Consider the following 23,386-nt stretch of genomic DNA (forward strand, 5'->3'; position numbering starts at 1 on the left):
GCCGCCCCGCCATCTCGGGGCTTGACGCAGTTCCCTCCGCTGCATACAAATCAAAAAAGATGATATGCACCCATAAATCGGGCGCATAAGGGGGGAGAGCATGAAGACACGCGTGACCATCCACCGGGATTTCGCGATCTCGCGGATCGACGACCGGCTGTACTCGGCCTTCATCGAGCACATGGGCCGGGCGATCTACTCGGGGATCTACGAGCCCGGCCATCCGCAGGCGGACGCCAACGGCTTCCGCCGCGACGTGATGGAGATGGTGCGCGATCTCAACGTGCCCGCGATCCGCTACCCGGGCGGCAACTTCGTCTCGGCCTACGACTGGAAGGACGGCGTCGGCCCGCGCGACGAACGGCCGGTGCGGCTCGACCTCGCGTGGCGGTCCAAGGAGACCAACCAGGTCGGCACCAACGAGTTCGCGGTCTGGGCCAAGGATGCGGGCATCGAGATGATGCTGGCGGTGAACCTCGGCACCGGCGGGTTGCAGGACGCCCGCGAGTACATGGAATACGTCAACCATTCCGGCGGCACCCACTGGTCGGATCTGCGCCGCGCGCACGGGGTCGAACAGCCCTACGGCGTCAAGATGTGGTGCCTCGGCAACGAGATGGATGGCCCCTGGCAGATCGGCCACCGCGAGGCCAAGGACTATGGCCGCATCGCGGACGAGACCTCGAAGGCGCTCAAGGCCTTCGATCCCTCGATCGAGACCATTGTCTGCGGCTCCTCCAACGACGAGATGCCGACCTATCCCGAATGGGAGCGCGAGGTGCTCGAGGAATGCTACGAGAGCGTCGACTACATCTCGCTGCACAAGTACTTCGGCAACCGCAGCCGCGACACGCTCAACTACTTCGGCAAGATCGAGCAGACCGGGCGCTACATCCAGACCGTCGGCGGCGTGATCGACTACGTGAAGGCCAAGAAGCGGGCGAAGAACGACATCTACATCTGCTTCGACGAGTGGAACGTCTGGTATCACCAGCGCGCCGAGGACAAGCAGCGGGTCAAGGAGTGGGACTGGCCCGAGGCACCGCCGCTGCTGGAAGAGACCTACAACTTCGAGGATGCTCTTTTCATCGGCGGTTTGCTCAACGAGTTCATCCGCCAGTCCGACCGGGTGAAGATCGCCTGCATCGCGCAGCTCGTGAACGTGATCGCGCCGATCCGGGCCGAGCGCGGCGGGCCGGCCTGGCGGCAGACGATCTACTGGCCCTACCAGATGGCGAGCCTCTACGGCCGGGGCAGGGCGCTGCGCGCCGAGGTCGAGGCGCCGACCTATGATTGCCGGGTGGGCGACGACATTTCCTACCTCGACGTGGCCGTGACCCACGACGATGCGGCGGGAATGCTGACCGTCTTCGTGCTGAACCGCCACCTGACCGAAACCGCCGAGCTGAGCATGGACATGGCGGGCTTCGCGCCGGACGGCATCGAGATGCACAAGGTGATGCAGGGCCACGATCTGATGGCGACGAACGGGCCCGAGACGCCCGACAAGGTCGCCCTGGACGACTGCCGCGACGCGGCGGTCGAGGACGGGCAGCTGCGCGGGCGCCTCGCGCCGCTGTCCTACCACGTGATCCGCATGCGGGTGACCTGACGAGCAGTGCACAGGGCCGCCGGGTCGAGGAGGACCGGGCGGATCAATCCAAGGGAGGAGACGATACAATGACCATTCGACCGAATGTTCCGATGATGAAGGGCGCGACCGCCGCGCTGCTTCTGTCCTCGGTCGCCAGCGGCGCGCTGGCGCAGGACGCCATCCGCGTCATCAGCCACCGCCAGCCCGCGCTGGAATACTACACCCAGCAGATGGTCGAGGCGCTGCCCGAGGGCCGCGTGAACGTCGAGCTGATGCCCATCGACAAGGAGCTCGAGCTGGCCTCGATCACCATGTCCTCGGAATCCGACGCCATTGACGTGCTCTACCTCACGGACTCGTCCTTCAAGCGCTTCGCCGCGAACGGCTGGCTCGAGCCCATCGACGACCTCTGGGAGAAATACAGCGACGAGTACGACCTCGACGACTTCCCGCAGTCGGTGATCGATGCGGTCAGCTACGATGGCAGCATCTACGCCATGCCGATCCTGACCAACACCGAGCTGTTCTTCTACCGCAAGGACCTGCTGGACGAGGCCGGGATCGAGCCGCCCGAGACCATGGATGACTACATGGCCGCGGCCTCCGAGATGGACTCGGCCCGCCGCGCCGGCACGATCATGTCGCTGAAGCCGGTGGATGCCGCGCTGAACGAGGCGCACTGGTACATGAACGCCATCGGCGACGGCTGGTTCGACGAGGACTGGAAGCCGATCTTCAACAACGAGGCGGGCGTTGCGGCGATCACCCGGCTCAAGGAAATGTCGGAATACGCGCCGCGCGGCTTCACCGCGCATGCCAACGACGAATCCACCATCAACCTGCAGCAGGGCCTCGCGACCATGGGCCTGCAGTGGTTCACCCGCGCCGCCGCCATGGACAATCCCGAGCAGTCGCGCGTCGTGGACCAGATCGACTGGGTGGCGCCCCCGGGCGGCGGTGCGCGCGTGGCCAACGACGGCTTCGCGATCTCGGCCTTCTCGTCGGGCGACCGCGAGGAGATGTTCAAGATGATGGCCGAGGCCGCCAGCAAGGAAAGCATGCAGGAAGGCGCGAAATACGCCATGCCGCCGCGGCTGTCGGTGCTGGAGAACGCCGAGCTGGCCGAGCAGTTCCGCTGGTATCCGGCCGCCCGCGCCGCGCTGGAAAGCGGCAAGGCCTTCCCGGCGATGCCCGACTTCAACGACGTCGGCGAGATCGTCACGCGCCACATCCTGCGCGCCGTGACGGGCGAGGCCGAGGTCAAGGAGGCGCTGGACCAGGCCGCCGCCGAGACCGAGGAACTGCTCGCCGGCCGCGGCTACTACGACTGACCCTCACCTCCCGCGACAAGGCCCGCGGCGCCCCGGCGCCGCGGGCCGACCTTGAGGCTCTGACACGGGACTTTCCGACATGGTGCGCTGGCAACGTGGTTTGTGGCTCTTCTTCCTGCCAAGCTTCGGGCTTCTCGCGCTCGTGCTGCTCTGGCCGCTGGGCTATGCCATCTACCTCAGCTTCTTCGACTACTACCTCGGCTCGGGCGAGCGGACCTTCGTGGGCCTCGCCAACTACGCCGACCTGCTGACCGAGGCGCGGCTCTGGAACTCGATGTGGACGACGATCCTCATCGCCTTCGGCTCGGTCGGGGTGGAGTTCGTGGTGGGCTTCGCGCTCGCCCTCGCGCTCTACCGCCTGAACCGCAGCGCCAAGGTCTTTTCCGTGCTGCTCTTCCTGCCGCACATCGTGACGCCGGTGGTGGCGGCGCTGTTCCTCAAGTGGATGCTGGCCTCGAACTGGGGCTTCGTCGACGCGACGCTGCTGACCTTCAACATCGAGCCGCCGGACTGGCTGGGCAGCCCGGTCTGGGCCAAGGTCAGCGTCATTCTCGCCGACGCCTGGGTCTTCACGCCGCTGATCATGATGGTGCTCTACGCGGCGCTGCAGGGGCTCGACACCTCGCTGATCGAGGCCGCGCAGATCGACGGCGCCGGCAGCTGGAGCACGCTGCGCCACGTCATCGTGCCGGCGCTGATCCCGGCGATCATCTTCGTCATCTCGATCCGGCTGATGGACGTCTTCCGCTTCTTCGACCTGATCTACGTGCTGACCGGCGGCGGGCCGGGCACCGCGACAGAGACCATCACGATCTACACCTACCAGCTCGGCTTCCGCATGCTCGAGGTCGGCAAGGCCTCGGCCCTCGGGGTCATCACGCTGATCGTCGTCGCGGCGCTGCTGCTGACCATCAACCGCGGTCTCAACAAGGCCTACAGGGGAGGTGACCAATGAGCGCCCAGTCCCATCCCGGACGGCAGAGGACCACCTGGCTGATCTTCATTGGCCTGTGCCTCTTCACCTTCGTCAACCTGATGCCGCTGCTCTGGGCGGTGCTGACCTCGCTCAAGGACCCGCGCGACGCCTTCACGATCCCGCCGACGCTGATCTTCGAGCCGACGCTGAAGTATCACATTGAGGTCTGGACCGAGAACGACTTCGTCTTCTACCTGATGAACAGCCTGATCGTCTCGGCCGGCACGGTCTTCATCTCGGTGCCGGCGGGCAGCCTCGCGGCCTATGCGATCTCGCGCATCCCGCGGCGCAGCGCCGGGCCGATCCTGAGCGCGCTCTTCACGATCCGGATGTTCCCGCACATGCTGCTGGCGATCCCCTTCTTCGTGATGGGCACCTTTCTCGACATGATCGACACCTACCCGCTGCTGATCCTGGCGCTGGTGGCGATCAACCAGCCCTTCACGATCTGGCTGATGCACGGCTTCTTCCTCGAGATCCCGCGCGATCTCGACGAGGCGGCGGCGATCGACGGCTGTTCCAACTGGCAGGCCTTCCGCATCGTGATCCTGCCGCTGGCCAAGCCCGGCATGACGGTAGCGGCGCTCTTCAGCCTGCTGCTGTCCTACAACGAGTTCCTCTTCGCGCTGGTGCTGACCGGCACCGACACCAAGACCCTGCCCGTGGCCATCGCCGCCTTCGGGGGCGAGGACATCTCGTCCTGGTCGCTCTCGGCGGCCGGCGCCATCGGGATCATGCTGCCCATCGTGGTGGTCATGCTCCTGCTGCAGCGCCACCTCGTGCGCGGCCTGACCGCCGGGGCGGTGAAGGGATGAGGCGCGAGACGCACGACACGCGGCCCGAAGGCCCCGACACGGAGACGACGACATGGCACCCTTGACCATCCAGCAGGCGACCAAGTCCTTTGGCGGGCTGCAGGTCCTGCACGGGATCGACATCGACATGAACGACGGCGAGTTCGTCGTGCTCGTCGGTCCCTCGGGCTGCGGCAAGTCCACGCTGCTGCGCCTGATCGCGGGGCTCGAGGACATCACCACCGGCGAGATCCGGATCGACGGCAAGGGCGTGAGCCGCCTGCACCCCAAGGATCGCGACATCGCGATGGTGTTCCAGTCCTACGCGCTCTACCCGCACATGACGGTGGCCGAGAACATGGGCTTCTCCCTGCGCATGCGCGGCGAGAGCGCCGAGGTGCAGCGCCGGAAGGTCGAGGACGCGGCGAACATCCTCGACCTGGGCCCGCTGCTCGACCGCTACCCCCGCCAGCTGTCCGGCGGCCAGCGCCAGCGCGTCGCCATGGGCCGGGCCATCGTTCGCGATCCCAAGGTGTTCCTCTTCGACGAGCCGCTGTCGAACCTCGACGCCAAGCTGCGGGTGCAGATGCGGTCCGAGATTCGCTCGCTGCACAAGGCGCTGAAGACGACCATCGTCTACGTCACGCACGACCAGATCGAGGCCATGACCATGGCCGACAAGATCGTCGTCATGCGCGGCGGCCACGTCGAGCAGATCGGCAGTCCGATGACGCTCTACGACGCGCCGGCGAATGTCTTCGTCGCGGGCTTCATCGGCTCGCCGGCGATGAACCTGCTGACGGGCCGGATCGGTGCCGACGGCCGGTCCTTCGAGCTTGCGGGGGGCGGCACGATCCGCTTCGACGCGCCGCTCGGCGCGGCCGCCGGACGCGAGGTGATCCTCGGCATCCGCCCCGAGGACGTGACACTCGCCGAAGATGGCAGCCCCGCAACCATCAAGCTGATCGAGCCCACGGGCGCCGACCTGCACGTCAACCTCGATGTCTCGGGGACCGAGGTGACGGCGGTCTTCCATGAGCGGCTGTCGATCGAGGAGGGCCAGGCGGTCGCGCTCGCGGTCCCGGCCGAGCGGGTGCATCTCTTCGATCCCGAGACCGAGGCGCGGATCGCCGGGGACTGACCCCGCGGCGGCACCTGTCAGACGATCGCGTCGCGCAGGGCGCCGTGGCAGAGCGCGCTGATATCACCGGCGCGCGTCAGCCAGATGTCGTCGCGGGCCGCGGTGATGCGCTCGATGGCGCGTCGCAGGCGGCGGAGGCGGTAGGGCTGGCCCACGATGTAGGGATGCAGGGCGATCCCCATGACGATCGGCTGGTGCTCGGACTGCGCCAGCCGCTCCTCGAAGTCGTCGACGATCATGTCGGCAAAGACTTCCGCCGAGTCCTGCCGCGCGACCACCGAGGGGATGTCGTTCACCTCCTGAGGGTAGGGGATCGACAGCAGGCGGCCCGCGCGGGTGCGCATCCAGACCGGCTGGTCGTCCATGCACCAGTTCAGGGTATACCTGTAGCCGGCCTCGGCCAGCAGGTCGGGCGTCTCGCGGGATTCCGCGATCCAGGGGCTCAGCCACCCGGCGGGCGGGGTGCCCTCGGCCTCGGAGAGCACACGCGTGCACTCGGCGATCATGCCGCGCTCTTCCGAGGTCTCCATGTCGGACTGGCGTTCGCTGTTCGTGCGCCCGTGCGCCGCGATCTCGTCGCCCCGGGCGCGGTGGGCCGCCATGAGCTCGGGCGCGTGATCGTACATCGTGCTGTTGGCCAGCACCGTCGCGGGCAGCTCGAGGCTGTCGAAGAGCTCGATCAGCCGCCAGGCCCCCACGCGGTTGCCGTAGTCCCGCCAGGCGAAGTTGAGCACGTCAGGCTCTGGTCCGCCCGGCGCCAGCTTGGCCCCCAGCCCCTCGCCGAAAGCGAAATGCTCGAGGTTGATGCCGAAGTAGACCGCCAGCCGCTTGCCCCCGGGCCAGGTGAAATCGGGCCGGCGCGTGATCGGCACGTAGTCGAAGCGGTCGTGTCCGGGCAGGCTCACAGCGGCGCCTCGGCCAGCCCGGCGCGGGCCAGCAGGATCTCGGCGCTGTCGTTCCAGACCTCGGTGCGCCGGATCAGCCCGTCCTTCACGGCGAAGAAATCGACGTAGCGGTTGCCGTCGAAGGGCGTGCCGTCCGGCCATTCGCCGTAGAGATGGCCGGTGTTCCAGACGTGGACGGCGCCGGTCTCGGGGTCCTGCACCGCGTCGGTGCGCAGGAAGCGTTTCTGCACCCAGGCATAGCGCTTGGCGTTGAAGGCGGGCGGGTCCTCGGGGCCGGTCATGGCGCGGCCGCCGGTGAAGATGATCTCGCAATCGGGGGCGAGATACTGCCGCGCCCCCTCGGCATCGCGGGCCATGGAGCGTTCGAGGTAGGCCTCCACGATGCGTTTGGCCTCGGTGACGGGGTCGTCGGTCATGCTGCGGTCTCCGGTCGGAAGGGTCAGCCCAGTTCGAATGTGGTGACACCGAAGGTGCTGTCGAGGTCCTGCACGGGGGCAGGGCCGCGCCACATGCGGGCCGTCTCGAAATCGGTTGTCAGGCCGCGCGCCTCGGCAAGCGCCATGGCGGCGGTGTTCGGAGCCGGCACGTCGAGGCTGACCGGCGCGCCGCCCGCCTGCGCGGCGAGGGCGTCGAGCATCGCCTCGGCGGCGGCGCGGTCCTCGGCAAAAAGCGGGCCGATCTTGAAGCCCGAAACGCAGCGGCGCAGAACGCCGAGCGCCGCAAGGCTGCCGTCACGGATCAGCACGCGGGCGGTCCGGGTCGCGTCGCCGGTCAGCCAGTTGCGCATGAAACGTGTACGGTCGAAGCCCGTGACTGTACGGTCGAGCGCCAGCGCGGCCTCCATGTACTCGGGCCCGAGCGGTTCGGTGCGGTCGGTGCCCTCGGGTGCCAGCGGGCCCGAGAAGCGGAGGCTCCGGTGGGACAGGGTGAAGCCCGACCGGGCGTAGTTCGCCTGCTGGTCCGGCACGCCGTCGAGCCCGGTCGTGCGCGGCGCGAGCCGCTCCATCCCGGCCTGCCACAGCGCGTAGCCGATGCCTTGGCCGCGGAATTCCGGGCCGCAGATGTACAGGCCCAGGAAGGCCGTCTCGTCGCCGAAACGCACGATGGAGAGGCTCGCCGCGGGCGTGCCCTCGACCTCGGCCAGCAGGAAACCGTTCGGATCGGCCGCGTGGAAAGCTCCGGCATCGCCAAGGCCGGGGTTCCAGCCCTCGGCCCCGGCCCAGGACAGCACGGTGTCGAGCTCGGCGCGGCTCATGGTGCGGATCACCGGGTCGGTCATTCCGCCGTCTTCTTGCGCGGCGTGGCGTAGCCGCCGCGCTTGGAGGTGCGCAGCCCCGAGGTGGCCAGCGCGTGGACCAGCGACAGTCCGGCTGTGATCCCCTCGACCACCGGGCAGCCGAACTCCTCGGAGAGGTCGGCGGCCAGCGCGGCCATGCCCGCGCAGCCCAGCACGATGGCGTCGGCGCCGTCCTCGTCCAGCGCGGCGCGCGTCTCGCGCCGGATCGCGGCAAGCGCCTCGGGCGTGCCCGCGTCGATGTCGAGCACCGGCACCCCCGCCGCGCGCAGCCCGGCGCAGCGCGACGCGAGGCCGTAGCGCGCGAGGTTGCCGCGCAGGACCGGCAGCGCCTCGGGCACCGAGGTGACGACGGCGAACCGGTCGGCCACCAGCGTCGCGCAATGCGCCGCCGCCTCGCCGATGCCGACCACCGGCCCCCGTGCAAGACAGCGCGCCGCGTCGAGCCCGGTGTCGTCGAAGCAGGCGATGACGTGGCCGTCGACGCCCGCGGCCTCGGCTTCCTCGATCCGCTTCAGCATCCAGGGCACGGCCATGGCCCCGTCGACAGGCCCCTCGATCGAGGGCGGGCCGCCCGCCGCGCCGGTGACCATCAGCTCGACGCCCGCGGGCGCGGCCTTGGCGGCCGCCGCGCGGATGCCTTCGGTCATCCCCGCGCTGGCGTTGGGATTGACGACGTGCAGGCGCATCAGCCCTTGCGCCGCTGCCGCTGCATCAGGCTGACGAGGGTGAAGGTCACCAGCACCAGCAGCACCGACCCGCCGGTTGTCGCGGTGCCGAGCGCATAGATCTCGGGGTCCGTGACGGTCGTCGTCTTGGCCGCGAGCTGCATCGGCAGCGTGTTGTCGGCGCCCATGACCTGGCTCGAGCGCGCCAGCTCGTCCCAGCTCAGGGTGAAGCCGAAGACAGCGACGCCGATCAGGAATGGCGCGATCATCGGCAGCGTGACATGGCGGAAGGTCTGCCACGGCGTCGCGCCGAGATCACGGGCGGCTTCCTCGTAGGCGGGGTCGAAGCGGTTGAACACGGCGAACATGATAAGCAGGCCGAAGGGCAGCGTCCACGTCAGATGCGCGCCGAGGCCCGAGGTGAAGGGGCCGAGCGCCGAGACGAAGTCGTTGGTGATCCAGTCGATCCCGGCCGAGGCGCCGAACGCCTTGATCGCGTCGTCGAGCAGGCGGAACTCCAGCGCGATGCCCAGCGAGACCACGATGGAGGGCACGATCAGGCTCGCGATCGCCACGTAGAGCAGCAGCGTCGCGCCCCGGAACTGCCGCCGGAAGGCCAGCCCCGCGAGGACCGAGAAGCTTACCGTCAGGACCATGACCACGAGCGCCAGCGCGAAGGACCGCCGCAGCGCCGAGCCGATCTCGACCTGTCCGCCGCCTTCCCAGAGCCGCTGGAACCAGTGCGTCGAGAAGCCGGTCATCGGGAAGACCAGGCCGCCCTCGGGCCCCTGGAACGACAGCACGAGGATCGAGATCATCGGCCCGTAGAGGAACAGCAGGAACAGCCCGAAGAAACAGGCGAGGACGTAGAAGGACCTGGGTCTGCGTTCGGTCATGTCGCCTCAGAGCTCCTTCCGGATGTCGACGAGTTTCAGCAGGGCCCAGACCCCGGCCAGCACGGCGGCCAGCAGGATCACGGCGTTCGCCGCGGCGAGCGGGAACTGCAGGAACTGCATCTGCGTCTGGATGACCTTGCCCACCGAGGCGATCTGCTGGCCGCCCATGATGCCGATGGTCAGGAAGTCGCCCATGACGACGGTGACGACGAAGATCGAGCCGATCAGGATGCCCGGACGGGCCAGCGGCACGATCACGAAGCGCAGCGTCTGCGCGCCCGAGGCGCCGGCGTCACGGGCGGCCTCGATCAGCGCGGGATCGATCCGCATCAGCGAGTTGAAGATCGGCACCACCATGAACAATGCGTAGAGGTGGGTAAGCGCGAGGATCACCGCGAAATCGGAATAGAGCAGTCCTTCGAGCGGGGCGTCGATCAGGCCCATCGACATCAGGGTCTGGTTGACCAGCCCGTTGCGGCCCAGCAGCGGAATCCACGAGATCATGCGGATCACGATCGAGGTCCAGAAGGGGATGGTGCAGAGCAGGAAGCAGATCACCTGCACCTTCAGCGTCCGGACGTGGAAGGCGAGGAAGTAGGCGATGGTGAAGCCGATCACCAGCGTCGTGAACCAGACCGAAAGGCAGAATTTCAGCGTCGAGAGGTAGGTCAGGAAGGTCGTGCAGAGCTGGGGCAGGTTGGCCACGCAGCCGTAGAAGACGTCGCCGTAGTTCTGCGCCGTGAAAGCGGGCTCGATGGAGTACTGCGTGTACTGCCAGAAGCTGACGGCGATGGTCGCCGCGAGCGGGACCACGAAGAAGATCAGGAAGACAAGCGCCATCGGCGCCGCCTGCAGGTAGGGCGCAAGAGCGGCGCCCGCGCGGCCGGTGCCGCGGCGGCGTGCGGAGGCCCGGCCGGGCCGGGCCTCCGATGCGGTATCCAGCGCGTCCGTCACGCCGCGATGAACTCGTTCCACTTGCGGACCATGTACTGGTTCTCGTCCATGACCGCGTTCCAGCAGGCGACCGAGCCCATGCGCTCCCAGTAGGAGCCGCCGTCGCGCACGGCGCCGGCCTCTTCCAGCAGGCGGCCGTCAGGGGCGTGGATGTCCTGCGCGGCTTCCTTGCCCTCGTACCAGTAATCCCACTCGTAGGCTTCCATGTACTCCTTGGCGGTGTCGAGCACGGCGGGGTAGTAGCCCTGCTTGGACAGGTGCGCGCCGGCCCAGCCCGAGAGGAACCAGTTGATGAACTCGTAGGCCGCGTCTTCCTTGCGGCCCTCGATGGTGCGCGGCAGGCCGAAGCCCGAGGCCCATGCGCGGTAGCCTTCCTTGAGCGGCTGGTAGACGCAGGGGATGCCCTGCGTGCGCACGGCGGTCACGGCGGGCGACCACATCGACTGGATGACGACCTCGCCCGAGGCCATCAGGTTCACCGACTCCTGGAAGTTCGACCAGAACGCGCGGAACTGACCGGCGCGCTTGGCCTCGATCAGTGCCGCGATGGTGGCGTCGATCTCTTCGCGGGTCATGTTGCCCTTGTCGCCGTAGGTGATGTCGCCGCGCGCCTCGAGCGCCATCGCCGCGTCCATGATGCCGATGGAGGGAATGTTGAGGATCGAGGCCTTGCCGGCGAAGTCCGGGTCCAGCAGCGAGGCCCAGGACGTGATCTCCTTGTCGATCAGGTCGGGGCGGATACCCAGCGTGTCGGCGTTGTAGGTCGTCGGGATCAGCGTGATCCAGTCGGTCGGCTCGGAGGCGAAGGAGGTCGAGTCCTGCCCCTCGAGATAGAGCACCTCGTGCGGTGCGGTGCCGTCCGATCCGACGGCCTCGCCGTTCACGGTGCCCTTGGAGATGACACTCGCCAGCTCGCCGATACGCTCGATCCGGCTCGCGTCCATGCCCTTCATGTTGCCCGAGGGCACGAGGTTCGGCAGCGAGAAATACTCCGAGTCCACGAGGTCGAAGGAGTTCGGCTGGGTGATGACCCGGCGCGGCACCTCGTCGGTGTTGACGGCGATGTACTCGATGTCGATGCCGAGATCTTCCGAGGCCTTCTCGGCGATCGCGGGCGACTGGTTCACCGCGGTCGAGAGGTAGCGCAGCGTGACGCGCTCCTGTGCGTGGACGAAGGGCGCGGGCAGGGCGGCCGAACCGGCCAGCGCCGCGGCGCCCTTCAGGACGGAACGTCGGGTCGTCTTGGGAAATCGGGTCATGATCTCTCTCCTGTTGGTCTTGTTTTAATTCGTTTATTCCCGCCGCGCGGAAATTCAGGCGTCGCGCGACAGTTCGTGGGCGGCCTCGGGCCGCCAGCCGATGGCGACGCTGGCGCCGGGCGAGAGCGGGCTGTCGAAGAAGGCCCGCTCGCCCATGACCGCGGTCAGCGACTCGCCCGCCTCGGTCTCGAGCCCGACGCGCACGTCGGGGCCCCGGTATTCGATCTCGCTCACCTGCGCGCGGCGGCGCGCCCCGGTGGCATCCCCGGCGGGCAGGACGTCAATATCGTCCGCGCGCAGGGTGATGGTCCGGCCGTTGTCCTCGATGATGTTGTGACCGCCGATGAAGCGGGCCACGAAAGGCGTGCGCGGCGCGTTGTAGATCTCGCGCGGGGGCGCGGCCTGCGCGATCCGGCCGTCGTTCATGACGACCACGAGATCGGCCAGCGCCATCGCCTCTTCCTGGCTGTGCGTGACGTGGATGAAGGTGATGCCCAGCTCGGCCTGGATGCGCCGGAGCTCCGAGCGCATGCGCACCCGCAGGAACGGGTCGAGCGCCGAAAGCGGCTCGTCGAGCAGCAAAACCGAGGGTTCGGTCATCAACGCCCGCGCGAGTGCGACGCGCTGCTGCTGCCCGCCGGAAAGCTGGGTGGGCGTGCGGTCGGCGTACTCGGCCATCGACACGAGGTCGAGCATCCGCGCCGCGCGTTCCAGCCGTTCCTTGCGACCGACGCCCTTCATGCGCAGCGAGAATGCGACGTTCTCGGCGACGCTCAGGTGCGGGAAGAGCGCGTAGCTCTGGAACATCATCGCGGTGCCGCGTTCGGCCGGCGGGTCGTCGTTCACCACGCGCGAGCCGATCATGATGTCGCCGTCGGTGACATCCTCGTGGCCCGCGATCATCCTGAGGGTCGAGGACTTGCCGCAGCCCGAGGGGCCGAGAAGGCAGCAATAGCTGCCCGCCTTGATCTTCAGGTTGATGGCATCGACCGCCAGCGCGCCGTCATAGCGTTTGGTGACGGAAGCCAGTTCCACCATCTGTGCGTCGGACATCAGCGAGTCTCCCCCAGGATGCGGAGACGAAAAATGGATCGGCCCGAGCGCTCAACCTTGCCGTCCTGAAAGGCGGGGTGCCACGCCGCGAGCCCGAAAATTCGATCATGATTTGTGCGAAATCTGAGCTTTGGATCATAAAATGGGCAAAAATGAATCGCCTGCGGTCAGGGTCTCGCCTTGCGTCTGCCCCGCGCCAAGGCCGGGGCAGACGCGATCCTGGGGAGGGATCAGCCGGCCGCTGCCGTGAGGCGTTCGAACCGGCCGCCGCAGAACAGCAGCGGCGCGAGCGCCTCCTTGCAGTCGAAGTCGTGCACCCGTCCGATGAAGAGGACATGGTCGCCGACCTCGATCTCGCGTTCGACCTGCGTGAGAAAGACCGCCTGCGCGTCGGGCAGGACGGGCAGCCCGTTGCGCGAGCCGCGCGCCGTGCGCAGCTTCGGGTCGGGCTTTCCGGCAAAGTGCATCGCCACGTCCTCCATGTGGTCGGACAGGACGTTCACGGCATAGCGGCCGGAGCGCCGGACGAGCCCCAGCATCCTGCATCCCTTGTCGAGCGAGATGGTCAGCAGCGGCGGGTCGAGCGAGACGGACATGAAGGCATTGGCCGTCATCCCGTGGTCGCCTTCCTCGGTCCGCGTCGTGATGACGGTGACGCCGGTGGCGAAGCTGCCGCAGGCGCGGCGCAGCTCGCGCGGGTCGATGGGGGTGTCAGTGTCGGACATGGGGGTCCTCCTCGTATCTCGTGTCATGCATCTGGAGCCGCCCGGCCAGCAGGGCGGCCGGCCCGGGGCAGGACTGCAGCACGGCCGCGCCCGCGATGTCCCCGGCGCGGCGCAGGGCGCGGATGCGGGTCGAGGACACGGGCTCGCCGCCCGCGCAGACCACGGGCCGTGCGAGGCGCGTCTCGAAGCGTGCCGCCAGCAGCTCGACGTCGCCCGTCTGTTTCGCGCCGAAGCGGAAGTCCGCGCCGACGTGAACCCTTCGCGGTCCGATCCGCGCGAGGTCGCCCAGAAAGGCCCCGGCCGAGCGCGCGCAGTAACTTGCGGTGAAGGAGGCCACGGCGATCAGGTCCGGCCCCAGCCGCGCGATCCGCGCCAGCTTGTCGTCCAGCGTCGAGAGCCGCGCGGCGCGGCCGAAGAAGACCTTGGGCGGCGGGTCGAAGGTCCAGACGATGGCCGGGACGCCTTCGGCCCGCGCATCGCGCACCGCCTCGGAAATGAGTTGCTGGTGGCCCTGGTGCACGCCGTCGAAGGCGCCGATGGCGACGACCGAGGCGGGCAGCGACAGGTCGCGGTCGCTGACGACAAGGGTCGGTCTGCCCGTGAACTGGAAGGACATGGAACGCCTCCGCATCTGGTGGAAGGTGGTCCGCCCGGGCAAGGCCTCTCGCCCGGGCGGCGCGGATCAACCCTGGAAGCCGCCGCTCAGGCGGTTGATGTCCCAGGGGTTCACCATGTCCGGCACGGTCCAGCCGCCGAGGTCGTATTCGGCCATGTAGTCCTCGACGAGCTGCTGCATCATCTCGTACTCGCCGGTGGCCTGCGCCGTCAGCATGGTCTCGATGCGGATGTTCTCGTAGTTGCCGGCGTAGTTGCTCTCGTAGAGTTCGTGACGCCCGCCGAACTCCGAGCCCATGGCGTCCCAGAGCAGCTTGAGCAGCTTCACCCGGTCGACCGCCAGCATGCCGTTCGAGCCGCGCACGAAGCGGTCGAGGTAGGGCCGGATCTCGTCCGAGTTGAAGTCGAGCGCCGAGGACGGCAGGTAGATGAGCCCCGAGGCCACGTGCCGCTCGATCAGCTCCTTGATCCGGCTGTAGGCCATGGGCGCGAAGACCCGGTAGGCGAGGCCGTAGTTGATGTTGGGCAGGTTGAAGCCGTCGGTGCCCTCCCACGGGACGGGCGATTTCACCATCGCGTCCGAGATGCCCCAGAAGAGGTTGCGCCATGCGATGACCTCGCCCACCGCGGTCTGCGGGCCGCGGAAGCCGCCGGCGCCCGTCGCCTCGAGCGCCTTCGAGAAGAGCCCCGAGATGAAGTCGAGCTTCACCGCCAGCCGGGTGACGCCGTGCAGCGTGAAGCGCGGCACGAAGCCCGAGGCCGGGAAGAAGGCGTTGATCTTCTCGACGTCGCCGTAAACGAAGATGTTCTCCCAGGGCACCAGCACCTTGTCGAAGACGAGGATCGAGTCGTTTTCGTCCAGGCGCGAGGAGAGCGGGTAGTCGAAGGGCGTGCCCATGACCGTCGCGTTGAGCTCGTAGCTGGCGCGCGAGATCAGCTTGACGCCCTCGGCCCCCATCGGCGCGGTGAAGATCAGCGCGAACTTCTTCTCCTTGATGGGGATGCCGTAGTGGGCGATGAAGTTGTAGTGCGTGAGGGCCGAGCCCGTCGCGACCACCTTGGCGCCCGAGACGATCAGCCCCGCGTCGGTTTCTTTCTCCACCTGCATGAAGACGTCGCCCGTCTCCTCGATGGGCAGGTGCCGGTCGATCGGCGGGTTGACGATGGCGTGGTTCCAGTAGTCGAGCCGCTCCTGCGTGCGGGCATACCAGGCGCGGGCGTTGTCCGCGTATTCCCCGTAGAAGCCCGCGTTCGCGCCCAGCGTGCCCAGGAAGGCCGCCTTGTAGTCGGGCGCGCGGCCCATCCAGCCATTGGCGACGCGCTGCGTGTCGGCGATGGCGTCGCGGCCCGCGACAAGGTCCTCGGCGCTCTTCGATCCCTTGAAGAAGGGATGCGTCCACCCGCCCGAACCGGTGTCGGTGGTGCGGCCGATCTCGTCCTTCTTCGCGTGCAGCCGGTCGTACCAGCGCGCCACCATGCGCGACGAGTTGCGGAACGCCGGATGCGTGGTCACGTCCTTGACGCGCTCGCCGTGGACATAGACGCAGCGGCCGTCCTGCAGGCTCTCGAGATATTCCGCGCCCGTGTAGGGGGCGGTGACATCGGTATCGATGCGGTCCTTCATGGGGTCCTCCCGTTTTTCGGTCTCCTCGAGGCCAAGCTTGCGGCGCGATCCGAAATATCGAAAGGTATCGAATGATACTGAGAGTTTTTCCGGTTATTCCGAAAATGCGGAGTGGGGCGCGATGAAAACCATCCGGAAGGTCGGCGATGTGCTGCGTCTGTTCACGGCCGAGACGCCCGAACACAGCCTGAGCGGGCTGGCGCGCGCGCTCGGGGCCTCGCCCAGCGGGACCTTCGACGTGGCGGACGGGCTGACGGAGATCGGCCTGCTGGCGCGGGTGGGGCGCGGGCGCTACCGGTTGGGGCCGCTCGTGGCGACGCTGAACGCGGTGCTCGAGGACACCGCGCCGGTGGCCGAGGCCGCGCGCGAGGTCATGGACCGGCTCGCCGGCGAATACGGGGAGACGCTGCATCTGACCCAGCAGGACGACGGGCGTCTGCTGGTGCTGGCCACGCGGATCGGGCGGCGCACGCTGACGGTGACGCGGGACGCGCTGACGCCCGGTCTTGCGCTGCACGAAAGCGCGCCGGGCTGCCTGCACCTGGCCGAGATGGAGCCCGCGCAGCGCGAGGCCTACTGGCGCCGAGCGGACGCGGCGGCACGGCGTGTCCCCATGCCCTCGGACGAGGCCTTGGCGCAGATGCGGCGCGAGGGCTATGCCGCCGGGCCGCTGGCCCGCGACGACGACGTGGTCTTCACCGCGGGCGCGATCCGCAACCACGCGGGGCTTAGCGCCGGGGTCCTCTCCATCGCGGTCCCGGCCAGCCGCCACGCGCGCGAGCCGCGCGCGTTCCGGAGTGTGACGCTGCGCGCGGCGGGCGACGTGTCGCGGTCGCTGGGCTACACCGGCTGATTGCGCAGCCCCAGGATCGCGCGGGCTTCGGCGGGCGAGGCGATGCTGCGCCCGTGGCGCCGCGCGATTTCGGCGGCGCGGGCCACAAGCGCGGCATTCGACGGCGCGAGACTGTTGCGGTCGAGCCGGATGTTGTCCTCGAGCCCTGTGCGCAGGTGTCCGCCGGCCCCGGCGGCCCAGTCGTTCACCTCGGCCTGGTGCCGGCCGATCCCGGCGGCGCACCACGGGGCCGCCTCTCCGAAAAGCGTGCGGACCGTCTCGACATAGACGTCGAAGACGCGCCGGTCGGCCGGCATCGCGTTCTTCACGCCCATGACGACCTGCACGTAGGGCGTGCCCGCGATCTCTCCGCGATCCGCCATCAGCCGCGCCTGGTAGATGTGGCTGAGATCGAAGGCCTCGATCTCGGGCTTGACCCCGTGGGCCAGCATCTCGGCCGCGAGCCATTGCACGAGGTCCGGCGGGTTCTCGTAGACCCGCGTGGGGAAGTTGTTCGACCCGACCGAGAGCGAGGCCATGTCCGGGCCGAGCGGCAGCATCCCGCCGCGCGTCCTGCCCGCCCCCGAGCGCCCGCCGGTCGACAGCTGGACGATCATGCCGCGGCAGGCGGCCTCGATCCCGGCCTTGAGCTCGGCAAAGCGGCCGGGGTCGGAGGTCGGCCGGCCTTCGTCGTCGCGGACGTGGCAATGCGCGATGGTGGCCCCGGCCTCGAAGGCCTCGCGCGTGCTTTGGACCTGTTCCTCGACGGTGATCGGCACCGCCGGGTTGTCGGCCTTGGTCGGGACCGATCCGGTGATCGCGACGCAGATGATGCAGGGCGTGCTCATCGCATCTTGTCCAGCGCCTCGAGGAAGAAGGGCCGGAAGCCCTCGGGGTGCTCGCTCATCGGGAAATGCCCGAGCTCGTCCATGACCGCCAGCGTCGCGCCCGGTATGGCCTCGGCCGTACGGCGGGCGTCCTCGGGCGTACAGGTCAGGTCGTAGGCGCCGACGATGATGTGCACCGGCGTTCGGGCGGTATCGATCTGCCCGAGCCGCCCGATCAGGCTGTCGTCCTGCGTGTAGAAGCTCAGGTCGCCGCGGAAGACGCCGGGCCCCGACTGCATGAACATCCAGAGCGTGTTCCAGCGCTCGGCCGCCGGGGCGTGGGGCGAGATGTTGGCCGAGACGAGTGCCGCGCCCATCTCGCCGCCGTGGGCGTCGGGCCGGTGGAACCAGTCGATGTCGTACCAGGCCGGCTGGAAATCCGAGGCCTCGATGGCGATGAACCCGGCGAACCTCTCGGGGTGCAGCGCCGCGAGCTGGAGCGCGATGCGCCCGCCCATCGAGCAGCCGGCAAGCACCGGCGCCTCCAGCTCAAGCGCGTCGATGAGCGCGAGGACGGTCTCGATGTAGGCCTCGGTCGTGAGCAGGTATTCCTCGGTCTCCGATCCCTCGGGCGGCAGCGATTTGCCGTGCCAGGGCATGTCGAAGGCGATCAGGCGGTGCCCCCCGGTCACGTCGGCGTCGTTCATCAGGTGCCGCCACTGCGCGCTGTGGGCGCCGGCGGTGTGCAGGCAGAGGACCGGCCGGCCGCTGCCCGCTTCCTCGAAATAGATCCTGTGCGGGCGCCCCCCAAGCTGCAGGGTGACGTAGCGCCCGGTGATCGGCTCGATGCTCATGCGCTCTCTCCCGTGACGCGGGCGCCGCGCGGCAGCGCAAGCACCTCCTTGAAGAAGCGCAGGTTCTTCACCAGCGCGAGGATATCGCCGAGGATTTCCGCGCGGCCGGTCTTCACGAGGCCGAAGATGTCGTGGAATCCGGGTTCGGGCAGGAGCTCCCAGAACTTCGCGATGGCCTCGCCGTCGGTGGCGATGGCGAAGCGGTAGGGGATCTTCTTCGAGGGTCCGGGCAGCACCGCCTCGATCCGCCCGCGGTCGAACACGAGATAGTGTTCCACGTCGTCCACGCGGATCAGCACCGTTTCGGAAAAGAGCCGCCCCAGCCTCAACAGGTGCGGCCGCGCCGCGACCTGCGCGGGCAGGCGTTCGATCTCGCTCAGCATGGTCTCTTCCTCCGTCGTTCGCCGCGGAGGATGGGAAGCGGGCGCGCGGCGGACAATGCCGGGCAGGGTATCGGGCGATACCCGCCGCTCCACGGGCCGGGTATCGAGCGATACCTAATGCGACATTGGCGCGGCGCGGTTGTTGCGCAACGCTTGGACCCGAGGAGACATCAGCCGAAACGGGGAGGAGACCGACATGGCGAAGATCACGCTCGACAACATCACCGACGAGGTCGTGGCCGCGCTTGGCCAGAACGGAGAGATCGACGCGCGTCAGCGCGAGATCATGACATCGCTGATCACGCACCTGCACGGCTTCTGCAAGGACGTGAAGCTGCAGCACCACGAGTTCATCGAGGCCTGCCAGTACCTCGCCCGCGCCGGGGCGGTCTGCGACGGCGGCCGGCAGGAATTCATCCTGCTGGGCGACATCCTGGGCGTCGAGGTGCTGGTCGACATGCTTTCGAACCCGGTCACCGGGACCGAGAGCGAGTCGACCGTGCTCGGCCCGTTCTACCGCGAGAACCCGCCGGTGCTGCCCAAGGGCGCCTCGACGGTCCTCAAGGAATACCCCGACCAGGAGACGGTCTACTTCGAGGGCCAGGTCCGCGACGCCGATGGCACGCCGCTGGCCGGGGTGACCATCGACGTCTGGGAAGACGCGCCGAACGGGCTCTACGAGAACCACGACCCCGACCAGCCCGAGTTCAACCTGCGCGGCCGCTTCGAGACCGACGAGAACGGGCACTACGCCTTCCGCGCCCTGCGCCCGGTCGACTACCCGATCCCCGACAACGAGACGGCGGGCGAGCTTCTGCGCTTCATGGGCCACCACCCGATGCGCCCCGGGCACATGCACTTCATCCTGTCCAAGGAGGGCTTCCGTCCGCTCATCAGCCAGATCTACGACAGCCGGTCGGAGTATCTCGAGAACGACAGCGTGTTTGCGGTCAAGGACAGCCTCGTGGGCGAGTTCCGCAAGGCGGGCCCGGACCTCGACACCGACTTGCACGTGAGCTTCGACTTCGTGCTCAAGCGCGACGCCGCCAACGAGCGGATTGCCGCGGAATAACCCCGCCCTCCCTGGCGAATCGACTGGAAGCCTCCCCCGGGGAGGCTTTCTTTTTGACGGCCCGCATGCGTCTACTGGCACCCGGAGGAGACGGGGACGGATGAACCTCAAGCAGTTGACCTATTTCATCGCCGTGGCCGAGGAACTGCATTTCGGCCGCGCAGCCGAGCGGCTGGGCATGGCGCAGCCGCCGCTCTCGCGCCAGATCAAGCAGATCGAGGACGACCTCGGCGCGGTGCTGTTCAACCGCGGGCGCCGCGCGGTCAGCCTGACCCAGGCGGGCGAGCGCCTGCTCGAGCGCGGCCGCACGCTGATGCGTGACATCGACGACATGAAGCTCGAGGTCCGCCGCCTTGGCGAGGGGGCCGAGGGACGGCTGCGGATCGGGTTCGTGGGCTCCTCGACCTTCGGCATCCTGCCGACCATCGTGAAGTCGTTCCGGGCGAACTTCCCGGACGTGATCCTGACGCTCTCGCCGATGAACAACGCGCAGCTCTACCGCCGGCTGGTCGGGCGCGAGATCGACGTGGCCTTCGCCCGCCCGGCGCTGACCGACGCCGAGTTCCGGACGGTGCAGCTGGGCGACGAGCCGTTGGTGGCCGCGACGCCCGACAGCGTCGCCACCGCGCGGCCCGGGCGCGTCACCCTCGACGAGTTGCGCGGCATGAACTTCATTCTCTACCCCGAGTATCCGCGCCCCTCCTACGCCGACCTCGTGCTCGACAGCTGCGCCGCGCACGGGCTCGACCCCGACCGCAAGCTCTTCACGATGGACCTGCAGACCGCGCTGCGCCTCGTCGCGATCGGCGAGGGCGTCTGCATCGTGCCGGCGTCGGTCGGCTCGGCGCAGCGCAACGGGATCCGCTTCAACGCGATCGAGCCCGAGATCGGGCAGACCTCGCTCGCGCTCAACTACCGGCTGGACGAGCAGGGCCCGCACGTCCGGGCCTTCGTGAAGATCGCGCAGGCCGTGGCGCGCCGGTCGTTCTGAGGCTCAGCCGGGTAGCGCGATGCCCGGCACACCCGGCTGGCGGTCGCGGCGATACTGGGCGACGACGTCCGGGTTCAGCGTGACGCCAAGGCCCGGGCCATCGGGCAGGTGCACGGCGAAATCGGCGTAGCGGATGGGCCGCTCCAGCAGGTCGACCTTCATCAGCAGCGGGCCGAAAAGCTCGGTCCCCCAGGCGAGCGACGGCAGCGTCGAGAAGAGTTGCAGCGCGGCGGCGGTGCCCACGCCGGCCTCGAGCATGGTGCCCGCGTAGAGGCCGATGCCCGCCGCGCGGGCGATGGCGGCGACCTCGGCGCCCTTCTTCAGGCCGCCCGACTGGGCGATCTTGACCGCAAACACATCGGCCGCGCGGTCGGTCGCGCAGGCCATCGCGTCCTCGGGGCCCTGCAGCGCCTCGTCGGCCATGACGGCGATCTCGTAGCCGTCGGTCAGGGACTTGAGCTGCCGCATGTGTCGCGCGCCGATGGGTTGCTCGACGAGGTCGACGCCGATCTCCTGCAGCCCGCGCAGCCCCCAGCGCGCCTCGTCGAGCGACCAGGCCTGGTTCACGTCGACCCGGATCGAGGCGCGATCGCCCACCGCGTCGCGGATCGCGGCGACATGGGCGATGTCCTCGCGCACGGGGCGCTTGCCGATCTTGAGCTTGAAGATGTCGTGGCGGCGCGTCTCGAGCATCTCCCGCGCCTCGAGGATGTCGGTCTCGGAATTGCCCGAGGCCAGCGTCCAGGCGACCGGCATCGCGGTGCGCACCGGTCCGCCGAAGAGATGCGCGACCGAAACGCCCAGCCGCCGCGCGAGCCCGTCCCAGAGCGCCGTCTCGACCGCGCAGCGCGCGATCGGGTTGCCCTTCACGGCGCGGCTCATGATGTCGGCGGCGGTGTTGATCCGGTCGCCGTCCAGCCCGTCGAGCACCGGCGCGATGTAGGTGTCGATGGCGACCTTGATGCTCTCGGGGCTCTCGGCGCCGTAGCTCATCCCGCCGATCGCGGTGCCCTCGCCAAGGCCGACGGAGCCGTCCGAGAACCGGATTTCGACGAGCACGATGGACTGGACCATCATCGTCGCCATCGACAGGACGTGTCCGCGAATGGTCGGCAGGTCCACGAGCGTGGTTTCGATGCGGTCGATCTTGGGCAAGGCGGTCTCCGGTGCACGAGGTCATCTCGTGCGATTTTCCGGCCTTGCGCTGCCCAAGTCCAATACTCGGACGGTCTCGGACGATACCCGGCGCGCGGCGGCGCGTCAGACCTCGCGGGTCAGGAAACGCCCGCGCTCGCGGTCCCATCCGATCCGGACCGCCGCGCCGACGGCAGGGATCGGGCCGCTCCTGACGCGCAGGATGACCTCCTTGCCGGAGGCGGTCGTCACCAGCAGCCGGGTCTCGGCCCCGGCGTAGATCGTGTCGGTGACAGTGCCCGAGATCGGACCGTCGGGATCGATGCGCATCATCTCGGGCCGCAGCACGAGCGAGCCGCGACCGGCGGCGTCGCGTCCCGGCGGAAGGGGCAGGCGGCCGTCCGGGGTGTCCAGTGCGCCGTCCGAGACCTGGCCCTCGAAGATATTGGAAATGCCGATGAAATCCGCCACGAAGACCGAGTTCGGCGTGTCGTACATCTCCGATGGCGTGCCGGCCTGCACGATGCGTCCGTCGCGCATCAGGCAGATGCGCTCGGAGAGGGCGAGCGCCTCTTCCTGGTCGTGGGTCACGAAGATGATGGTCGTGTCGGTCTCGCGGTGGATGCGCTTGATCTCCATCTGCATCTGTTCGCGCAGCTTGCGGTCGAGCGCCGAGAGCGGCTCGTCCATCAGGATGATCGAGGGATCGTAGACGAGGCAGCGTGCCAGGGCGACGCGCTGCTGCTGGCCGCCGGACAGCTCGTTCGGGAAGCGGTTGCCCGCGTGGCCGAGGCCCACCGTCTCGAGCGAGCGGCCGACGCGCTGTGCGATCTCCCTGGCGCCGATGCCGCGCACGTTGAGCGGATAGCCGATGTTCTCGGCCACGGTCAGGTGCGGAAAGAGCGCGTAGTTCTGGAAGACCACGCCGATGCCGCGCTTCTCGGGGCGGGTGTGCGTGTGATCCGTGCCGTCGATCATGAGCTGTCCGCGCGAGGGCAGATTCAGCCCGCAGATGGTCTGCAGCAGCGTCGTCTTGCCCGAACCCGAGGGGCCCAGCAGCGTGAGGAACTCGCCCTCGTGCACGTCGAGGTCGACGCGGTCGAGCGCCACCGTCTCGCCGTAGTAGCGCGACAGGTCGCGCGCCGAGAGCTTGATCGTGCGCGCGCTTTGCGGGGCGACCACCGTCTCGGGCTGCAATTTGGTCTGCGGCTGCATGGCGCCACCTCCTGTCTGGTCGAGTCCCGGCCGCACGCCGGGACATCCGGCCGAAGCCGACGATCGTGGGTTTCCCGGGATTAAGCGCAAATCCGGGCTGCCCGTAAAATAGGGAAATGAGAGTTCCGGCTTAGCCGGAGCCTAATCCGATCATCGCAGGTTAGGATCTGCCTAATCAGTGGTGCTGTTTTTGCTACTTTACGCTGCATCGCGGCAATGCTTGCTTTCGGCACAGGTCGTCGCCACGGC

Annotated in this window: 24 protein-coding genes; 8 read left to right on the top strand and 16 right to left on the bottom strand. The window is 68.4% G+C overall.

The genetic code is table 11. The features are described from left to right. The first annotated feature begins 100 nt into the window (after positions 1-100). The 5 genes from arfA to SALMUC_RS21905 all read left to right on the top strand — a co-directional run bounded on the left by arfA (position 101) and on the right by SALMUC_RS21905 (position 5,836). Positions 101-1,612, top strand: a complete 1,512-nt coding sequence (gene arfA / locus SALMUC_RS21885) for an arabinosylfuranosidase ArfA (RefSeq protein ID WP_020039308.1) — start codon at positions 101-103, stop codon at positions 1,610-1,612. Between the two features lie 68 nt (positions 1,613-1,680). After that, entirely contained in the window at positions 1,681-2,925 is a 1,245-nt protein-coding gene (locus tag SALMUC_RS21890) for an extracellular solute-binding protein (protein ID WP_021120814.1), read from the top strand. 79 nt (positions 2,926-3,004) lie between these two features. Further along, positions 3,005-3,880 carry a carbohydrate ABC transporter permease gene (locus SALMUC_RS21895; protein ID WP_020039310.1) on the top strand — a complete coding sequence of 292 codons (876 nt, stop codon included), beginning with the start codon at positions 3,005-3,007 and terminating at the stop codon, positions 3,878-3,880. Beyond that, positions 3,877-4,716 (top strand): carbohydrate ABC transporter permease, encoded by an 840-nt coding sequence (locus SALMUC_RS21900; RefSeq protein ID WP_020039311.1) that lies wholly within the window; start codon positions 3,877-3,879, stop codon positions 4,714-4,716. The genes SALMUC_RS21895 and SALMUC_RS21900 overlap by 4 nt, the downstream gene beginning before the upstream one ends. Before the next feature lie 52 nt (positions 4,717-4,768). Then, the gene (locus SALMUC_RS21905) at positions 4,769-5,836 is read left to right on the top strand and encodes an ABC transporter ATP-binding protein (RefSeq protein ID WP_020039312.1); all 1,068 of its coding nucleotides are present in this window, start codon (positions 4,769-4,771) and stop codon (positions 5,834-5,836) included. 17 nt (positions 5,837-5,853) lie between these two features. Here SALMUC_RS21905 and SALMUC_RS21910 read toward each other — a convergent pair whose 3' ends face one another. The 11 genes from SALMUC_RS21910 to SALMUC_RS21960 form a co-directional block, all read right to left on the bottom strand. Continuing rightward, the gene (locus SALMUC_RS21910) at positions 5,854-6,741 is read right to left on the bottom strand and encodes a polysaccharide deacetylase family protein (protein WP_020039313.1); all 888 of its coding nucleotides are present in this window, start codon (positions 6,739-6,741) and stop codon (positions 5,854-5,856) included. Beyond that, entirely contained in the window at positions 6,738-7,157 is a 420-nt protein-coding gene (locus SALMUC_RS21915; RefSeq protein WP_020039314.1) for a nuclear transport factor 2 family protein, read from the bottom strand. Before SALMUC_RS21915 ends, SALMUC_RS21910 begins: the two co-directional genes overlap by 4 nt. Before the next feature lie 23 nt (positions 7,158-7,180). Continuing rightward, a complete protein-coding gene (locus SALMUC_RS21920; RefSeq protein ID WP_020039315.1) occupies positions 7,181-8,020 on the bottom strand; it encodes a GNAT family N-acetyltransferase in 840 nt (279 codons plus the stop codon). After that, positions 8,017-8,724, bottom strand: coding sequence for an aspartate/glutamate racemase family protein (locus SALMUC_RS21925; RefSeq protein ID WP_020039316.1), 708 nt, complete (start codon positions 8,722-8,724; stop codon positions 8,017-8,019). The genes SALMUC_RS21920 and SALMUC_RS21925 overlap by 4 nt, the downstream gene beginning before the upstream one ends. Beyond that, a complete protein-coding gene (locus SALMUC_RS21930) occupies positions 8,724-9,599 on the bottom strand; it encodes an ABC transporter permease (protein WP_020039317.1) in 876 nt (291 codons plus the stop codon). Before SALMUC_RS21930 ends, SALMUC_RS21925 begins: the two co-directional genes overlap by 1 nt. Before the next feature lie 6 nt (positions 9,600-9,605). Continuing rightward, positions 9,606-10,553: an ABC transporter permease gene (locus SALMUC_RS21935; protein ID WP_020039318.1), complete on the bottom strand. Its 948-nt coding sequence runs from the start codon at positions 10,551-10,553 to the stop codon at positions 9,606-9,608. Next, the gene (locus tag SALMUC_RS21940) at positions 10,550-11,812 is read right to left on the bottom strand and encodes an ABC transporter substrate-binding protein (RefSeq protein WP_020039319.1); all 1,263 of its coding nucleotides are present in this window, start codon (positions 11,810-11,812) and stop codon (positions 10,550-10,552) included. Before SALMUC_RS21940 ends, SALMUC_RS21935 begins: the two co-directional genes overlap by 4 nt. Before the next feature lie 54 nt (positions 11,813-11,866). After that, positions 11,867-12,865: an ABC transporter ATP-binding protein gene (locus SALMUC_RS21945; RefSeq protein ID WP_020039320.1), complete on the bottom strand. Its 999-nt coding sequence runs from the start codon at positions 12,863-12,865 to the stop codon at positions 11,867-11,869. 230 nt (positions 12,866-13,095) lie between these two features. Continuing rightward, positions 13,096-13,590, bottom strand: coding sequence for a flavin reductase family protein (locus SALMUC_RS21950; protein ID WP_020039321.1), 495 nt, complete (start codon positions 13,588-13,590; stop codon positions 13,096-13,098). Further along, the gene (locus SALMUC_RS21955; RefSeq protein ID WP_020039322.1) at positions 13,577-14,206 is read right to left on the bottom strand and encodes an FAD synthetase family protein; all 630 of its coding nucleotides are present in this window, start codon (positions 14,204-14,206) and stop codon (positions 13,577-13,579) included. Before SALMUC_RS21955 ends, SALMUC_RS21950 begins: the two co-directional genes overlap by 14 nt. A gap of 66 nt (positions 14,207-14,272) precedes the next feature. Beyond that, positions 14,273-15,829: a 4-hydroxyphenylacetate 3-hydroxylase N-terminal domain-containing protein gene (locus SALMUC_RS21960; protein ID WP_020039323.1), complete on the bottom strand. Its 1,557-nt coding sequence runs from the start codon at positions 15,827-15,829 to the stop codon at positions 14,273-14,275. Positions 15,830-15,950: 121 nt separating this feature from the next. On the opposite strand from SALMUC_RS21960, the gene SALMUC_RS28475 reads away from it, so the two are divergent. Further along, the gene (locus SALMUC_RS28475; protein WP_020039324.1) at positions 15,951-16,682 is read left to right on the top strand and encodes an IclR family transcriptional regulator; all 732 of its coding nucleotides are present in this window, start codon (positions 15,951-15,953) and stop codon (positions 16,680-16,682) included. On the opposite strand, the gene SALMUC_RS21970 is transcribed toward SALMUC_RS28475, so the two are convergent. From SALMUC_RS21970 to SALMUC_RS21980, 3 genes are read right to left on the bottom strand one after another with little or no spacing between them, the layout of a single operon-like run. Beyond that, positions 16,670-17,509 (bottom strand): 3-oxoadipate:acetyl-CoA acetyltransferase, encoded by an 840-nt coding sequence (locus SALMUC_RS21970; protein WP_020039325.1) that lies wholly within the window; start codon positions 17,507-17,509, stop codon positions 16,670-16,672. The genes SALMUC_RS28475 and SALMUC_RS21970 overlap by 13 nt on opposite strands. Then, positions 17,506-18,342: an alpha/beta fold hydrolase gene (locus tag SALMUC_RS21975; protein WP_020039326.1), complete on the bottom strand. Its 837-nt coding sequence runs from the start codon at positions 18,340-18,342 to the stop codon at positions 17,506-17,508. The genes SALMUC_RS21970 and SALMUC_RS21975 overlap by 4 nt, the downstream gene beginning before the upstream one ends. Then, positions 18,339-18,725, bottom strand: coding sequence for a hypothetical protein (locus SALMUC_RS21980; RefSeq protein WP_020039327.1), 387 nt, complete (start codon positions 18,723-18,725; stop codon positions 18,339-18,341). Before SALMUC_RS21980 ends, SALMUC_RS21975 begins: the two co-directional genes overlap by 4 nt. Positions 18,726-18,921: 196 nt before the next feature. Here SALMUC_RS21980 and SALMUC_RS21985 point away from each other — a divergent pair, with 196 nt between their 5' ends. Next, positions 18,922-19,797 carry a dioxygenase family protein gene (locus SALMUC_RS21985; protein ID WP_020039328.1) on the top strand — a complete coding sequence of 292 codons (876 nt, stop codon included), beginning with the start codon at positions 18,922-18,924 and terminating at the stop codon, positions 19,795-19,797. A gap of 100 nt (positions 19,798-19,897) precedes the next feature. Beyond that, positions 19,898-20,788 carry a LysR substrate-binding domain-containing protein gene (locus SALMUC_RS21990; RefSeq protein WP_020039329.1) on the top strand — a complete coding sequence of 297 codons (891 nt, stop codon included), beginning with the start codon at positions 19,898-19,900 and terminating at the stop codon, positions 20,786-20,788. A 3-nt stretch (positions 20,789-20,791) separates the two neighbouring features. Here SALMUC_RS21990 and SALMUC_RS21995 read toward each other — a convergent pair whose 3' ends face one another. Then, the gene (locus SALMUC_RS21995) at positions 20,792-21,943 is read right to left on the bottom strand and encodes a muconate cycloisomerase family protein (RefSeq protein WP_020039330.1); all 1,152 of its coding nucleotides are present in this window, start codon (positions 21,941-21,943) and stop codon (positions 20,792-20,794) included. Positions 21,944-22,048: 105 nt separating this feature from the next. Beyond that, a complete protein-coding gene (locus SALMUC_RS22000) occupies positions 22,049-23,137 on the bottom strand; it encodes an ABC transporter ATP-binding protein (protein ID WP_020039331.1) in 1,089 nt (362 codons plus the stop codon). Positions 23,138-23,386: the final 249 nt, after the last annotated feature.

Source organism: Salipiger mucosus DSM 16094 (genome assembly GCF_000442255.1).
In the GTDB taxonomy this organism is placed as follows: Bacteria; Pseudomonadota; Alphaproteobacteria; order Rhodobacterales; family Rhodobacteraceae; genus Salipiger; species Salipiger mucosus.

What these genes read in the sequence shown, in the direction of transcription:
- SALMUC_RS21900 (WP_020039311.1), top strand. Translation starts at nt 3,877, where the DNA reads ATGAGCGCCCAGTCCCATCCCGGACGGCAGAGGACCACCTGGCTGATC.
- SALMUC_RS21990 (WP_020039329.1), top strand. Translation starts at nt 19,898, where the DNA reads ATGAACCTCAAGCAGTTGACCTATTTCATCGCCGTGGCCGAGGAACTG.
- SALMUC_RS21915 (WP_020039314.1), bottom strand. Translation starts at nt 7,157, where the DNA reads ATGACCGACGACCCCGTCACCGAGGCCAAACGCATCGTGGAGGCCTAC.
- SALMUC_RS28475 (WP_020039324.1), top strand. Translation starts at nt 15,951, where the DNA reads ATGAAAACCATCCGGAAGGTCGGCGATGTGCTGCGTCTGTTCACGGCC.
- SALMUC_RS21895 (WP_020039310.1), top strand. Translation starts at nt 3,005, where the DNA reads ATGGTGCGCTGGCAACGTGGTTTGTGGCTCTTCTTCCTGCCAAGCTTC.
- SALMUC_RS22000 (WP_020039331.1), bottom strand. Translation starts at nt 23,137, where the DNA reads ATGCAGCCGCAGACCAAATTGCAGCCCGAGACGGTGGTCGCCCCGCAA.
- SALMUC_RS21920 (WP_020039315.1), bottom strand. Translation starts at nt 8,020, where the DNA reads ATGACCGACCCGGTGATCCGCACCATGAGCCGCGCCGAGCTCGACACC.
- SALMUC_RS21975 (WP_020039326.1), bottom strand. Translation starts at nt 18,342, where the DNA reads ATGAGCATCGAGCCGATCACCGGGCGCTACGTCACCCTGCAGCTTGGG.
- SALMUC_RS21955 (WP_020039322.1), bottom strand. Translation starts at nt 14,206, where the DNA reads ATGTCCTTCCAGTTCACGGGCAGACCGACCCTTGTCGTCAGCGACCGC.
- SALMUC_RS21950 (WP_020039321.1), bottom strand. Translation starts at nt 13,590, where the DNA reads ATGTCCGACACTGACACCCCCATCGACCCGCGCGAGCTGCGCCGCGCC.
- SALMUC_RS21930 (WP_020039317.1), bottom strand. Translation starts at nt 9,599, where the DNA reads ATGACCGAACGCAGACCCAGGTCCTTCTACGTCCTCGCCTGTTTCTTC.
- SALMUC_RS21980 (WP_020039327.1), bottom strand. Translation starts at nt 18,725, where the DNA reads ATGCTGAGCGAGATCGAACGCCTGCCCGCGCAGGTCGCGGCGCGGCCG.
- SALMUC_RS21960 (WP_020039323.1), bottom strand. Translation starts at nt 15,829, where the DNA reads ATGAAGGACCGCATCGATACCGATGTCACCGCCCCCTACACGGGCGCG.
- SALMUC_RS21905 (WP_020039312.1), top strand. Translation starts at nt 4,769, where the DNA reads ATGGCACCCTTGACCATCCAGCAGGCGACCAAGTCCTTTGGCGGGCTG.
- SALMUC_RS21985 (WP_020039328.1), top strand. Translation starts at nt 18,922, where the DNA reads ATGGCGAAGATCACGCTCGACAACATCACCGACGAGGTCGTGGCCGCG.
- SALMUC_RS21925 (WP_020039316.1), bottom strand. Translation starts at nt 8,724, where the DNA reads ATGCGCCTGCACGTCGTCAATCCCAACGCCAGCGCGGGGATGACCGAA.
- SALMUC_RS21940 (WP_020039319.1), bottom strand. Translation starts at nt 11,812, where the DNA reads ATGACCCGATTTCCCAAGACGACCCGACGTTCCGTCCTGAAGGGCGCC.
- SALMUC_RS21970 (WP_020039325.1), bottom strand. Translation starts at nt 17,509, where the DNA reads ATGAGCACGCCCTGCATCATCTGCGTCGCGATCACCGGATCGGTCCCG.
- SALMUC_RS21945 (WP_020039320.1), bottom strand. Translation starts at nt 12,865, where the DNA reads ATGTCCGACGCACAGATGGTGGAACTGGCTTCCGTCACCAAACGCTAT.
- SALMUC_RS21890 (WP_021120814.1), top strand. Translation starts at nt 1,681, where the DNA reads ATGACCATTCGACCGAATGTTCCGATGATGAAGGGCGCGACCGCCGCG.
- arfA (WP_020039308.1), top strand. Translation starts at nt 101, where the DNA reads ATGAAGACACGCGTGACCATCCACCGGGATTTCGCGATCTCGCGGATC.